The following is a 13947-nucleotide window of genomic DNA, read 5'->3' as shown; positions in this document are numbered from 1 at the left end:
AATAGTCAGTGATGGTGAATTTTCTATTAAAATAAGTTGCTAGTCTGCCATTCAAAGCGTAAAGATATTCTCAGGCCAAAATTGTGAAATGAATATCGATGGAACGTACAATTAAATTTTGCCCCGGTGTGGGTAGCTCGGCACATGTTATTCAACATACAGAGCTACTCCTTACCTCAGTCTATATTGAGCATCCTTTGCTCATCATGGTTAACCGTGGGCATAAAGTCATTCGCTGGGATAATCAAGAGTGCATCGTCCGGCCGGGTGAAATAGTCGCCGTCAGTAGTGGCCAAACAATTGACATAATTAATGGACTATCTACTGAGGGGCTATTTTTTAGCCACCAACTTCGCTGCGATCCGCGTTTGATAACGACATTTGCTAATCACCCTGCCTCTGCAGGCCTTGGCGTTATACCTGGGGTTATGCCGGTGCGTGATTTGGCACCTGAATTTATTAATACTTTTGGTAATACATTTAAAGCAATATCCGATGTGGGTGATATCCCTCCTACTATTGTCAGGCACCGTATGCTTGAGTTATTACTTTGGTTAGCTCAGCGCGGTGTTAAATTTAGACTTAATGATGATCATTTATTAAGTGAAAAGGTACGACGCTGCCTGTCAATTGACCCACACAAAATATGGTCAGCCGCTGAAGTTGCCGATCATATGGCAATGAGCGAAGTGGTATTGCGGCGAAAATTAGCGGCCGAAAATATACTCTTACGTGATTTGATGATTGATGTCCGTATGACCAGCGCTTTACGTTTATTGCAAGGTACTGATTGGCCAATTTCATTAATTGCCAGTCAAGTTGGTTATGAAAGCGCATCACGTTTCGCAGAACGCTTTCGTAAACGTTTTGGATTTGCTCCTACAGCCATACGCGGGCATCATCGCTTACAACCTATGGATACTGATCCCCCCCCAGTGAGCTTTCAGCGTTATTTAAACCTAATTTAGGGCCTGGATGAGTCTGTTCAGACTCTATTTTTGATCTTTTTCGCCAGGATTTATCTACCCTCCCGCCATACACCCCGTTGCATCCCCTCATATTTTTGCTCAGCATCATCCGGACTGTTAAATACTGCTTTTAGATATTCCACACACTAAAACATTATTTTTTAGGCCACCTCCAGTTTTTTCCTCCAGCAATACAACCTTAATATCGATAAAAGCCTTTATAATCATATGAATAAATGTAAGCCACTGAAAGAAAGAGGAATATGTCACTTCTGCAAGGGCATCCTATGATTAAAATTGGTTAAATAATATCCTCTCAGGATCGCAATGATGCCCAGTAACTTGCTCGGACTAAAAAGCCGCTATCCATTGCATATCCAGATTGCGGTACTCTTCACTCTATTGATTGTCTCAATCGGTACCGTCATTATCATTTTCAGTCATAGCCAATTGACTAAATTGACTGAAATCAGCACCAACCGGCAGTATCAAAAAACGGGTGAGGCAATCGCAGCAGAATTAGACGCAGTAACACGGCCCATGATGATGTCTGTCAACATCCTTGCCAGTATGCAAATTACAGAGTTATCAACACTTGAACAGCGCATGAGTTTTGTCGGTAAATTTATTGAAATACTGAAACAGAATGATTATGCCAGTGCCGTATATAGTGCCTATCCTAATGGCGATTTATTTATGTTGCGGCGTCTGACCGAAGCTAACCGTAAACTATTTCACGCCCCAGAGGGAGCCGAGTGGATGATTCAAAGTAATCGATTCCTCGACAGTTTGCCAGAAAAACGGTTTATTTATCTGAACGAAAAGCAGCAAGTCATTGCCGTTATGCCCAGAGATAATGATAACTATGATCCCAGAAAGCGGGATTGGTTTATTTTGGCATCAGCCACCCCTGGTCTTATTACATCACCTATTTATATTTTCAAGGGGACCGGTGAAGCGGGTTTCACTTATAGTCGTCAGTCTGAAAATAATCAGGCAATTATTGGGTTGGATGTTTCCCTAGCCTCGTTATCGCAGTTTTTAATAAGACAGAACCTACCGCCTGGCAGCCAGGCTATTATTATAAATTCTCACGGTGAGGTTATAGCAAGCTTACCTAAACCTAAAGATTCCCCAGTAGGCCCTACTCATGCGGATAAGCAAATCCCGGTATTACAAACATTATTAGATACCCAAGAAAATAGCCTTGTGAGCAATAACCAACAGGCTAATAACAATGGCAACAGCATCATGTTTGAAGCGCAAGGTAAGCACTGGTACGGCTCCATTGTCGATATTGATAACAGCGGCAATAAATATCAGCTAGTTATTGCGACGCCAGCCAGTTATTTGACTGCTGATGCAAACTCCATTCGGAATCACTCAACCCTTATCGCCTTTATCCTATTAATACTCAGTTTACCGTTGGTGTGGTATTTCTCTCGGAAGATATCCAATCCACTGATTCGCCTCCGCCAGGATGCTGATTCCATCAGTAACTTGCATTTCGAAGAGCGTGAGTCTGAACATTCTATGATTGAAGAAGTCGATGAACTGCACAAATCGATGTCAAAAATGAAATCGACACTGAAGCAGTTTATTTCAATGGGAAATATGCTGACAGCGGAAAATAACTTCTTCCGCCAGATGCAGGGGTTATTAAGTGAAACAACTGAAATCGCCGCGATGACCGGCGGCATTATATTCCTTGCAGATAAACAAGAAGGCCATTTCACACCGACAGCATTTCGTTGGAATGGTGAAAATATCCCAGTAGCTGAAATGTCCTCATTGAGTATAACAGAAGATAACTTCACCACTTTCCAGCCCGTTCTTGAGGGAAAAACTATTGCTGGAACGCTAAATAAAGAAAATATATTCAGTCAATTACAAGACTTCTTACAGCCTTATTTACCCTTACGGTTTGTTGCTGTGCCCATGAAAACTCACGATAAACAACTTTTAGGTTTTTTGTTGCTATTTAACCCTTATCAATTAAATGCAGAACGTGAACGTTCTAAAATTCAATTAGTTAATGCACTGGTCGGCAGTTTATCTGTTTCCGTAGAGACCCAGCAATTATTGCAGGAGCAAAAAAACCTGCTCAATGCATTTATTGAGCTTATTGCGGGAGCTATCGATGCCAAGAGTGCCTATACCGGCGGCCACTGCCAGCGAGTCCCTGAAATCACCAAAATGCTTGCCAGAGCCGCAGTGAATATCAAAGAAGGACCGTTCGCTAACTTTAATTTATCTGAAAATGAGTGGGAAGAACTGCATACAGCATGCTGGCTACACGATTGTGGCAAGATAACGACACCTGAATTTGTCGTGGACAAATCGACAAAACTGGAATTAATCTATGATCGTATTCATGAAATACGCATGAGATTTGAAGTCATAAAACGTGAAAAAGAGATCGACTTCTTACGTCGTCATGCCACCGTTAACGTCAATGAAACTGATCAACAAGCACTGGCTGCGGAATTGCGCCAATTGGATGATGATTTTTACTTTATTGCCCACTGCAATATCGGTGGTGAATTTATGTCTGATGAAGCGATCGCGCGTATTCAGCAAATTGCCGGATATCAGTGGACTCGAACATTAGACGATAATGCCGGTATTGCTCAGGAAGAACGCGAGCGCAAAGCCCGGCAGCCAGCAATCCCATTACCAGTGCAAGAGCCTCTATTGGCAGATAAAAAAGAGCATATTATCTACCGAGATAATAAGAATAAACGCCCAGAGTATTATGATTTCAAACTACCAGAACCCACTTTGCTTTATAACCGTGGTGAGATTTATAACCTCAGTATTCGGCGTGGTACCTTGACCGAAGAGGATCGTTATAAAATAAATGAGCACATTATGCAGACTATTGTCATGCTCAAAAAACTCCCCTTCCCGCGTACCATGGCGAATGTTCCCTCTATTGCCGGTGGTCACCATGAGCGTATGGATGGCAAGGGATATCCCTATCAACTCACTTATAAACAGATGAGTATTCCGGTTCGAATGATGGCTATTGCTGATGTATTTGAAGCACTGACAGCCGCAGATCGTCCTTATAAACCAGGGAAATTATTATCTGAAGCACTCAATATTATGTTGAAAATGGTGAATGAAAATCACCTGGATAGAGAGCTATTTATTTTATTCCTGGAATCTGGAATCTGGCATGAATATGCCATTGCTCACTTGAAGGCAGACAAAATCGATGATGTGGATATTTCGGTAATACTACAAAAAATTGGCCATCAAAATATAGTGCTGGCACAAAGCGCTTAGTCAGCAAGAAATAGAGAGTCATCGGTGGGCGTTAAGGTTATGTTATGCTAAATCAAATCATTTTATAGTCGGCAATGTTGGGAGCAAATACGTGTTCTACAGTTACGGTGAAACAGAGATAAATCATCTTAAGCGGCGGGACAAAAAGATGGCGACAGCTATCGAGCGATTAGGAATGATTGCCCGCCCATTATCACCAGATTTATTTGCTGCACTCATCAGAAACATTGTTGATCAGCAAATTTCTGTTAAAGCGGCACTCACCGTTAATGCACGTCTGATGACATTAGTCGGCACGGTAACACCAATAACTATTGCCGCAGCACCGATAGAAGCTATTCAGGGCTGCGGAATGACGATGCGCAAAGCCGGATATATTAAAGGTGCAGCGAATGCAGCACTTGATGGATCTCTGGATTTATCAGCTATTTCTTTGTTACCGGATAATGAGGTCATTACCCAGCTTTCGAGCCTGAATGGTATCGGTATCTGGACGGCAGAAATGCTACTTATTTCTTCACTTTCTCGCCCTGATGTGCTCAGTTGGGGTGATTTGGCGATCCGCCGCGGCATGATGAATTTATATCGCCACAAAACGCTACCGCGCGAACGTTTTGAACGCTATCGCCGCCGTTACACGCCTTATGGCACAACCGCATCTCTTTATTTATGGGCATTGTCACATGAAGTTTAGACACCCATATTCATAATGTGAAGTGGCTGATTTTATATTCGCGTAAGTTCGTGTGAACTTCGCGGCTGGCAGTGACTTACCGCAAAGTGTCTCAACTGTGATTGGCATAGTTCGAGTTAGTTTGCGGTAATTTTTTGCCCCATTTTTGCCCCATTCACCATTGCAGTATCAAAATGCACTCATGCCCATCTTGCAGCCAACACGCATCCTGCACCAAAGATAGTGTTTAAGTTACGTTTAGAAAGCGTAATGATTGTGTGTGCTCTGTGCCTGAGATACCATCCACACAGCATAAAAAAGAATAATATAATTCGAGGTAAGCATGGCTATTGATGCCACTGAAAATTCTAATTACAAAAATCCTGAAGTCGCTCATAAACTGAACTCAATCCAGTTTTGTCGTGCTATCGCTTTCTTAATGGTGCTAATGCTACATCGCACACCCACTTGGGATTTATTTTATATTTTCCAACATGGTAATTATGGTGTTTTATTATTTTTTATCATTAGCGGATTTATAATTACTTTTCTTAACCTTAATGGAAAAATAGATAGTACAAGAATATTCCTAATAAAAAGATTTGCGCGAATATTTCCTATCTACTGGATAACCACACTCCTATGTATAATAGTGGCATATTATAATTATCTCACAGGGTTTGACGGATGGTCACCATTAGCAGATTTTACGAAAATAGGATGGATGCAGACTTTCACTCTTCTACCTTTACAAGATGGATGGCTTGTAAATGTTGTTGCGTGGAGTTTGATATATGAAATATGGTATTACATCATATTTTCTATCTTTATTTATATTTTGAGGGATAAGTTTATATTAGGTGTTCTTGGGTATGCATATGTTGTCCTTGCCATTCAATTGTTATTCCCAAAAATCACACATTCTGATTTTTTAGCAATAAACTGGTCAATTATATTCTCAACGCTTAATTGGTTTTTTATTATGGGTGCATGCATTGCTTACATATTGTTTGATAAAATCAGAAAATACAAGTTGTTGTGCTATTTCACTCTATTATCATGTTTTTTATTTCAAGTATTGCTAGGTTACAAAAACCAATATGCAGCAAAAGGGGAGCAAATAACAGAACTTGTGTTGCTTGCTTCGTCTCTCACTCTAATAATTGGCTGCCTGTATCTTGAAATAAATAAAAACTTTAAATTCCCGAAAACAATTGTTTTCATAGGCAACATTTCTTATACATTGTACCTTTTTCACTATGTGTGGGTTGAAATAGTTAGAGGGGTTTTTAGCGAGTTCATTCCAGGATTATATAAAGATTCAATTACTGAAAAAACCGCTTACTACATAAGCTTATTTATTATTAGTTTCATTATATATAAATATATTGAAATTCCATCAAATAAATTTTTGAGAAAAAAATTACTTTCTAAAAAGGCATTGTCAACTTAAAAAGTTCTTAACACTATCAATAGGCATCAGATACTGATGCCTATTGATAAATTATCTTTTAAGTTCGGGCGGTTGAATAAATTCCCCGTCTTTATACTCCCAGCCCAACCCGCACACATTAACGCATTTTACTAGAATTAAACCATCAGGCGGTTCCCATCCTGTCCCATCCTCCAATACTATTGTGTTTACAACGATACTATTGCTATCTACCAGAGCGTGAATACTCATGCTGAATACTCCCAAATAATTAGATATCCATTAGCGCCATTTCCCCCAACTTTCTGGGTTTGAGATATGTTGTTAAATTGCCCTGCCCCGCCAGTCCCATAATTACCTAACTGTGTTCTTTCTGTGGAAACATAGTTTGTCCCAACTCCAAGAGATACAGTAACTGTTGGATTGTTTTGCTGCCCAAAAGCTGAAGTTATTATTTGCCCACCACCACTGACTGTTGGCGAAAGCGGTCCACTTTGTCCAGTTGAGCCTCCTGGTGGTACATGAGGGTTCCCCACTACCGACCCCGGCCCCCCGGGGCAGGTTAAAATACTGCCGAATGTTGTTCCCCCGCCTGTTGGTCCAGCCCCTAATATTCCTACCCCACCAGAACCAATAACTACTGACGCAGTGCTCGGCACGGACGTGTATAAAACTTTCGCGTAAGCACCGGGACTACCAACTGATGTAATTGCATTCTGACTGGCCGAGGTTGCTGATATAGCACCTGATGCCCCGCCGCCACCTACTGCCTCTACAATGATATATCCAGTGCCAGTAGTGGGCGTATAAGTGCCAGTTGATGTAAATGTCTGCGTATTCAGCAACCGGCCGGAAAACTTGCTCGGCGTTAATCCGATATTTGCTTGTGTTGTTGCTTGAGCAACAGAACCCGCAGCGGCAATTTCAGATAGGTTGTTAGTGGTCTTTAATGCCTTATCCCCCATATCCTTAACTGCTTTCGGCGTTGCGGCGAGTATTTCGCTGACGCTGGTTGTAGAGCTGCTAAGCTGGACAACGCCTTTCTGGGTTAATGAGGCATCTTTAAGGTCAGGGATACCCAAAGTAATCAGATGTTGTATGGCAGCAAGTAATTGCGCGCGATCCGCTTTATTTAAAACAAAGCCAGCTGCTTCAACAACTCCCGCCAGTTCTTCCTGCACGGCATCAAAGTAATCATCATCCAATGCCGTGGCCGGTACGCCAGTTTGTGGGTTACCACGGGTAAAGCCGTTCTTACCCGCGCCAAATTTATCAACCTGGGCGGTTGGGGTATCAATACGATGCATAAAAGGTTACTCCGGGTATAAGAAAGTCACATAGGTGTGCGAAGGACAAAGTTTGTTAATGACGCATTCGGCGGTGGTATCGCCCCACGTTCTCAGGCTGTCGGTGTAGACAGAGGCGCAGGTCATGTCTGTTATCTGGGTGACATTCGGCATATTGACCTGCCACCAGTAGCGCCACTCTTCTGCATAAAGCGAGTCAATACAGGTCGCGGTACAACGAAAAACATCACTTTCAAACTGGGTGATAGTGGCATCTGGATAGCCCAGCGCCGCCAGTTGTGCCAGATAAAAACCCTTGTTAATCCCGCCCGGGACATTGATTTTTGCATCCAGTCGCTGTTGCCGCTGGGCCAAGGTCTGTACACCAGGCGGTGCGCATGAGTCCGGCAGGCCCGTTATCTGCTCATAGCGATCGATAAGCTCAGTGGTGGTGCGCGGATCAACCTCTAGCATCAGGCTATCGCCGTGCTGATGGGCGCGAGAGTAGGACGGTGCCAATCCCAGCAGTAGAGGATCATCCCCCTCCCATGCCGGGCCGCGCGGCAGCAGGTTTGTTAATAATTGGCTATAGCTGTCGGTTAAGTCCACGTTAGCTCTCCCACAATCGGCAATTCTGTGGCAGCCAGCGGGATATCATCGGTCGGGCTGACCAGAACGTGCTTATATTCCCCAGTGGCAATACTGATAACGAGGGGTGAGTTTTTTAGAATGCTTGATGGTTGCACCCATCAACAAATAAAAAACTTATGGACACTGGCGGTATATACCGGAATGCGGCACGGAGAGATTTGCGCGCTTGCATGGGAGGATGTTGATCTTGAGGCTGGAACAATTATGGTAAGGCGAAATCTCACCCGGGTTAAGCAGTTTACTTTACCGAAAACTGACGCAGGAACAGATCGCGTTATTCAATTGACGGACAATGCAAAAGAAACTCTTCGCAGTCAAATGCTATATACCAGGATGGGGCCTCAATATGAAATACTGATCCATACAAGAGAGGCAAGGAAAACAAGAAAAGACCGTTGCACTTTCGTTTTCATTCCCAAGGTTACATCTTCAAATCAAATCTGCGGTGATTACTACTCGACAGAATCATTAGGGCAGATATGGAACAATGCATTAAGGAGATCAGGAATCAGATCCAGAAAACCATATCAATCGCGCCATACTTTCGCATGCTGGTTGCTATCTGCCGGGGCCAACCCATCATTCATTGCATCACAGATGGGTCATGCATCAGCACAGATGGTTTTCTCTGTTTATGGGGAGTGGATGCCAGACAGTAATGATGAACAGATGGCATTAATCAATGCAAAATTTTCTCAAAATGCCCCACTCATGCCCCATAAGAAAATTGGATAGTCGTTTTTGCTATATAATTCAATAACCTTACCCAGTCACACACCCATATTCATAACGTCTTGATAAGCCGCTACTAATTTATTACGTACTTGAATACCGAGCTGCAAAGATACAGATGATTTCTGCATATTTACCATCACGTCATTTATGCCTACGCCGGGCACACCTAATTCAAAATTCTGCGCTAACGTACGGGCTGTTTGCTGGTTTTCACTGATTTTGCCGATAGCCGCTTTTAATTCACTCGCAAAGCCAGCCTCTGCGGGCAGCGTTTTCGCTGAGCCTGATGCTTGCAATGCAGTGACCTGCAACTGCTGTAAAACCCCTTCAATACCTTGAACAGACATACTCATCCCCAGAGTGCTTCAGTTGGTCAATAACTGCGTGGCAAATCGATAAGTTACTGCAGTTGTTTGCCATCAAGCAGGTATCACTTTTTTCAGGATGACACCCTAACACATCATTTTTGAGCTAAAGCGGCTAAATAGACACAAAAATACCAGCTTATTGAGCCATCGAATTTCCACTTACAGCAAATAATGGCATGCCGATATAGTCCAAATAATTCGAGTTGCAGGAAGGCGGCAAGGGAGAGAGTCCCGATGAGCTTACTGTAGTAAGTGATTCGGGTGATTGAGCGCGGCCAACGCACATGCGGCTTGAAGTATGACGAGTATAAAAGGGGATATCAGCTATTGATGCGTTATCGCTCACAGCATTTGGGAGTCTGTTTTGTTCCAACACATTAGTTATATAAAAAATACTAACTCAAACGTTATTCAGCTTGGCCAAGGACGTGTATGAATGCCTCGATAACTGGCGGTGAAAATCGTGAGAACACCTTTACGACGACACTGGCACGCCTACGCGCGAATCCAAAAATCCCATTGCTGATTGCTGCGGCTGCGGCCGTCGCTATTCTTGTCGCGCTGATGTTATGGGCTAAAAGCCCAGATTATCGCGTTCTTTATAGCAACCTGAATGATCGTGATGGTGGTGATATCGTCACGCAGTTGACGCAACTGAATATTCCCTATCGCTTCGCTGATAATGGCGGAGCATTGCTGATCCCGGCAGATAAAGTGCATGAAACCCGTCTGCGTCTGGCTCAACAAGGTTTACCGAAAGGTGGTGCCGTAGGCTTCGAACTACTGGATCAGGAAAAATTTGGCATCAGCCAATTCAGTGAACAAGTCAACTACCAGCGGGCGCTGGAAGGCGAACTGGCACGAACGATTGGCACACTCGGCCCGGTATTAAATGTGCGGGTGCACTTAGCCATGCCGAAACCGTCACTGTTTGTCCGTGAGCAAAAATCACCAACTGCCTCTGTCACCTTAGCCCTGCAACCTGGTCGCGCACTTGACGATGGTCAAATCAACGCCATCGTCTATATGGTTTCCAGCAGCGTAGCGGGCTTACCGCCTGCCAACGTTACCGTCGTCGATCAAACCGGTCGTCTGTTGACACAATCGGATAGCGCCGGCCGTGATTTAAATGCAGCGCAACTCAAATTTACCAATGAAGTTGAGAACCGCTTCCAACGCCGCATTGAAACTATCCTGGCACCGATGGTGGGCAGCGGTAATGTTCACGCGCAAGTGACTGCACAAGTTGATTTTGCCAGCCGTGAGCAAACGGACGAAGAGTACAAACCGAATCAGGCTGCTAACCAAGGGGCGGTGCGCTCTCAGCAAGTCAGTACCAGCGAACAACTGGGTGGGACCAATGTCGGGGGAGTTCCTGGCGCGTTGTCCAACCAACCATCCGCGACACCGGTCGCACCGATTGAAGTCCCTCAGGCAACCCCTGCGGCAGGTGCTGGCGCGGCGGCGAATGCCGCTAATGCAGCCAATCGTCCAGCAACCGCAGCCAGACAAACCGCGACGTCCAGTAATAGTCGTCACGACCAAACCACCAACTTCGAAGTTGACCGTACTATCCGCCATACCCAGCAACAAGCTGGCATGGTGCAGCGCCTCTCCGTTGCAGTGGTGGTTAATTACGGCAGCGATAAAGCAGGCAAACCTATCGCGCTGAGCAAAGATCAGTTGGCGCAAGTGGAATCGCTAACCCGTGAGGCCATGGGCTTCTCCACGGTACGCGGCGACACATTAAATGTGGTGAACACACCGTTTAATGCCACTGACGATGCTAGCGGCAGTAACTTGCCATTCTGGCAACAGCCGTCATTCTTTGATCAGCTGCTGAATATTGGTCGCTACTTACTCATCTTACTGGTGGCGTGGATCTTGTGGCGCAAACTGGTGCGCCCATTGATTGCTAAGAAACAAGAAGCAGATAAAGCAGCGGCGTCGGTCAATAACATTGTCCAGGCTGCACAAACCACTGAAACAGCGAAACAAACTAAAGAAGAGCTGGCCCTGCGTAAGAAAAATCAGCAGCGAGTAAGTGCTGAAGTTCAGGCCCAGCGTATACGCGAACTAGCGGATAAAGACCCACGTATTGTCGCGCTGGTTATCCGTCAATGGATGAGTAATGACCAATGAGCCTGACCGGAACTGAAAAAAGCGCCATCATGCTGATGACTCTGGGTGAAGACCATGCCGCCGAGGTGTTTAAACACCTCTCCTCGCGCGAAGTTCAACAACTCAGTACCACCATGGCGAGTATGCGTCAGGTTTCTCACCAACAGTTGGTTGATGTATTGGCTGAGTTTGAAGACGATGCAGAGCAATATGCCGCACTGAGTGTGAATGCCAGCGATTACCTGCGCACCGTGCTAATAAAAGCATTGGGGGAAGAACGCGCCTCCAGTCTGTTGGAAGACATTCTGGAATCACGCGAAACCACCAGTGGCATGGAAACCCTCAACTTTATGGAACCGCAGATGGCGGCCGATCTGATCCGCGACGAACATCCGCAGATTATCGCCACTATTTTGGTTCATCTGAAACGTGCTCAAGCGGCCGATATCCTGGCGCTGTTTGACGAACGTCTGCGTAACGATGTCATGTTGCGTATTGCCACCTTCGGCGGCGTTCAGCCAGCAGCATTGGCTGAATTGACCGAAGTGCTGAACAACCTGCTCGATGGTCAGAATCTCAAACGCAGCAAAATGGGCGGTATCCGTACCGCGGCTGAGATTATCAACCTGATGAAAAGCCAGCAGGAAGAGACGGTTATGGACGCAGTACGCGAATACGACGGCGAGCTGGCTCAGAAGATCATCGACGAAATGTTCCTGTTCGAGAACCTGGTCAGTGTCGACGACCGCAGCATCCAGCGTTTACTGCAAGAGGTCGACAACGAGTCGCTACTGATTGCGTTGAAAGGTGCCGATCAGGCGCTGCGCGAGCGCTTCCTCAGCAACATGTCGTTGCGAGCAGCAGAAATTCTGCGCGACGATCTGGCCACCCGTGGGCCGGTACGTATGTCTCTGGTCGAAAACGAACAGAAAGCCATCTTGCTTATCGTCCGTCGTTTGGCGGAAAGCGGCGAGATAGTCATCGGCGGCGGCGAGGATATCTATGTCTGATAGGATTAATACCCTGCCCTGGCAACCCTGGTCATTGAATGACTTTGCCAGCCAACCTGAGCCTACCGCGGCGGCCACTGCGCCGCCGGATATCAGTATGCTGTTTACTGATGAGCCCAGAGAGGACGGCGAACCAACAGAAGGTGATGAACAGCAGATATTGATGAACCTGCAACTCGAAGCCGAGAAGCAGGGTCGCCAGCAAGGATTTGCCAAAGGGTTACAAGAAGGCCTGGATAAAGGTTATCAAACCGGTTTGGAAGAGGGTCATCAACAAGCGCTGGCAGATGCTGAGAAGCAGTTGGCACCCATCACCGCACACTGGCAAACCCTGGTCAGCGACTTCCAAAATACCCTTGATGCGCTGGACAGTGTCATTGCTTCACGGCTAATGCAAATGGCATTGGCGGCAGCCAAACAGATTCTGGGCCAACCGGCAATTTGTGATGGCACCGCGTTGCTGGCACAAATTCAGCAAATGATTCAGCAAGAACCGATGTTTGCCGGTAAACCGCAATTGCGTGTCAATCCTAATGATCTCGCCGTGGTTGAGCAGCGCTTAGGCTCGACCTTGAGTTTGCATGGCTGGCGTTTGTTGGGCGATAGCCAAATTCACCCTGGTGGCTGCAAAGTCAGCGCTGAAGAAGGTGATTTGGATGCTAGTCTGGCGACGCGCTGGCATGAATTATGCCGTCTGGCAGCGCCGGGAGAATTATGATGACTGCGCGCCTCGGTCGCTGGCTGGCTTCGATGGATAAATTCGAAGAACGTATTAGTCAATCAACTACCATTCGCCGTTATGGACGATTAACGCGCGCCACCGGTCTGGTGTTGGAAGCCACTGGCTTGCAATTGCCACTGGGGGCCACCTGTCTGATTGAGCGCCATGATAACGGCGAAGTACAAGAAGTTGAGAGTGAAGTAGTCGGTTTTAACGGCCAGCGCCTGTTCCTGATGCCACTGGAAGAAGTGGAAGGGATTGTGCCCGGAGCCCGGGTTTATGCGCGCATCACCACCGGTGGAGCCTCTGCCAGTAAACAATTGCCACTCGGCCCAGAATTACTGGGGCGCGTATTAGATGGCAGCGCTAAGCCACTTGATGGCTTACCCGCCCCTGAAACCGGCTACCGTGCCCCGCTTATCACTCCCCCGATCAACCCATTACAACGTACCGCGATTGAACAGGTATTGGATGTTGGCGTGCGCACCATTAATGCCCTGCTGACCGTCGGTCGTGGGCAGCGTATGGGCCTGTTTGCCGGCTCCGGAGTGGGGAAAAGTGTGCTGTTAGGCATGATGGCTCGCTACACCCAAGCGGATGTCATTGTCGTTGGCTTGATCGGTGAACGTGGCCGTGAAGTAAAAGATTTTATTGAGAACATTTTAGGCCCCGAAGGGCGTGCGCGCTCAGT

General features: G+C 46.0%; 11 protein-coding genes and 1 pseudogene. 9 read left to right on the top strand and 3 right to left on the bottom strand.

All coding sequences use genetic code 11. The features are described from left to right. Positions 1-98: 98 nt before the first annotated feature. From ACNSO8_RS09115 to ACNSO8_RS09100, 4 genes are all read left to right on the top strand, one after another. The gene (locus ACNSO8_RS09115; RefSeq protein WP_019080835.1) at positions 99-968 is read left to right on the top strand and encodes a helix-turn-helix transcriptional regulator; all 870 of its coding nucleotides are present in this window, start codon (positions 99-101) and stop codon (positions 966-968) included. A gap of 330 nt (positions 969-1298) precedes the next feature. Continuing rightward, positions 1299-4259 carry an HD domain-containing phosphohydrolase gene (locus ACNSO8_RS09110; RefSeq protein ID WP_268215943.1) on the top strand — a complete coding sequence of 987 codons (2961 nt, stop codon included), beginning with the start codon at positions 1299-1301 and terminating at the stop codon, positions 4257-4259. A gap of 91 nt (positions 4260-4350) precedes the next feature. Beyond that, positions 4351-4953, top strand: coding sequence for a DNA-3-methyladenine glycosylase family protein (locus ACNSO8_RS09105; protein ID WP_418394424.1), 603 nt, complete (start codon positions 4351-4353; stop codon positions 4951-4953). A 322-nt stretch (positions 4954-5275) separates the two neighbouring features. Further along, on the top strand, positions 5276-6385 hold the full coding sequence (locus ACNSO8_RS09100; RefSeq protein WP_050161079.1) for an acyltransferase family protein: 1110 nt from the start codon (positions 5276-5278) through the stop codon (positions 6383-6385). Positions 6386-6612: 227 nt separating this feature from the next. Here ACNSO8_RS09100 and ACNSO8_RS09095 read toward each other — a convergent pair whose 3' ends face one another. Continuing rightward, the gene (locus ACNSO8_RS09095) at positions 6613-7671 is read right to left on the bottom strand and encodes a tail fiber protein (protein WP_080363662.1); all 1059 of its coding nucleotides are present in this window, start codon (positions 7669-7671) and stop codon (positions 6613-6615) included. 6 nt (positions 7672-7677) lie between these two features. Next, complete coding sequence (locus ACNSO8_RS09090; protein ID WP_050160653.1) at positions 7678-8259, bottom strand: YmfQ family protein; 582 nt, start codon at positions 8257-8259, stop codon at positions 7678-7680. A gap of 120 nt (positions 8260-8379) precedes the next feature. On the opposite strand from ACNSO8_RS09090, the gene ACNSO8_RS09085 reads away from it, so the two are divergent. After that, positions 8380-9036, top strand: coding sequence for a site-specific integrase (locus tag ACNSO8_RS09085; protein ID WP_050160645.1), 657 nt, complete (start codon positions 8380-8382; stop codon positions 9034-9036). 35 nt (positions 9037-9071) lie between these two features. Here the strand turns inward: ACNSO8_RS09085 and fliE are convergent, their stop codons facing one another. Next, on the bottom strand, positions 9072-9383 hold the full coding sequence (gene fliE / locus ACNSO8_RS09080) for a flagellar hook-basal body complex protein FliE (protein WP_005160376.1): 312 nt from the start codon (positions 9381-9383) through the stop codon (positions 9072-9074). Between the two features lie 453 nt (positions 9384-9836). On the opposite strand from fliE, the gene fliF reads away from it, so the two are divergent. The 4 genes and pseudogenes from fliF to fliI form a co-directional block, all read left to right on the top strand. Next, a complete protein-coding gene (gene fliF / locus ACNSO8_RS09075; RefSeq protein WP_019082872.1) occupies positions 9837-11546 on the top strand; it encodes a flagellar basal-body MS-ring/collar protein FliF in 1710 nt (569 codons plus the stop codon). Then, positions 11543-12535, top strand: a complete 993-nt coding sequence (gene fliG / locus ACNSO8_RS09070) for a flagellar motor switch protein FliG (RefSeq protein ID WP_005160381.1) — start codon at positions 11543-11545, stop codon at positions 12533-12535. The genes fliF and fliG overlap by 4 nt, the downstream gene beginning before the upstream one ends. Then, on the top strand, positions 12528-13253 hold the full coding sequence (fliH, locus tag ACNSO8_RS09065) for a flagellar assembly protein FliH (protein ID WP_263697795.1): 726 nt from the start codon (positions 12528-12530) through the stop codon (positions 13251-13253). The genes fliG and fliH overlap by 8 nt, the downstream gene beginning before the upstream one ends. Continuing rightward, positions 13253-13947, top strand: a pseudogene (gene fliI / locus ACNSO8_RS09060) (flagellum-specific ATP synthase FliI); the annotation flags it as partial. The gene fliH and the pseudogene fliI, both read left to right, overlap by 1 nt.

The sequence above is a fragment of the Yersinia sp. LJYL362 genome (assembly GCF_048323875.1).
This window is presented reverse-complemented; position numbering and strand designations above follow the sequence as displayed.

Excerpts from the sequence above, each read along its gene's own strand:
- ACNSO8_RS09115 (WP_019080835.1), top strand. The coding sequence starts at position 99 with ATGGAACGTACAATTAAATTTTGCCCCGGTGTGGGTAGCTCGGCACAT.
- ACNSO8_RS09110 (WP_268215943.1), top strand. The coding sequence starts at position 1,299 with ATGCCCAGTAACTTGCTCGGACTAAAAAGCCGCTATCCATTGCATATC.
- ACNSO8_RS09100 (WP_050161079.1), top strand. The coding sequence starts at position 5,276 with ATGGCTATTGATGCCACTGAAAATTCTAATTACAAAAATCCTGAAGTC.
- ACNSO8_RS09095 (WP_080363662.1), bottom strand. The coding sequence starts at position 7,671 with ATGCATCGTATTGATACCCCAACCGCCCAGGTTGATAAATTTGGCGCG.
- ACNSO8_RS09085 (WP_050160645.1), top strand. The coding sequence starts at position 8,380 with ATGCTTGATGGTTGCACCCATCAACAAATAAAAAACTTATGGACACTG.
- fliE (WP_005160376.1), bottom strand. The coding sequence starts at position 9,383 with ATGTCTGTTCAAGGTATTGAAGGGGTTTTACAGCAGTTGCAGGTCACT.
- fliF (WP_019082872.1), top strand. The coding sequence starts at position 9,837 with ATGAATGCCTCGATAACTGGCGGTGAAAATCGTGAGAACACCTTTACG.
- fliG (WP_005160381.1), top strand. The coding sequence starts at position 11,543 with ATGAGCCTGACCGGAACTGAAAAAAGCGCCATCATGCTGATGACTCTG.
- fliH (WP_263697795.1), top strand. The coding sequence starts at position 12,528 with ATGTCTGATAGGATTAATACCCTGCCCTGGCAACCCTGGTCATTGAAT.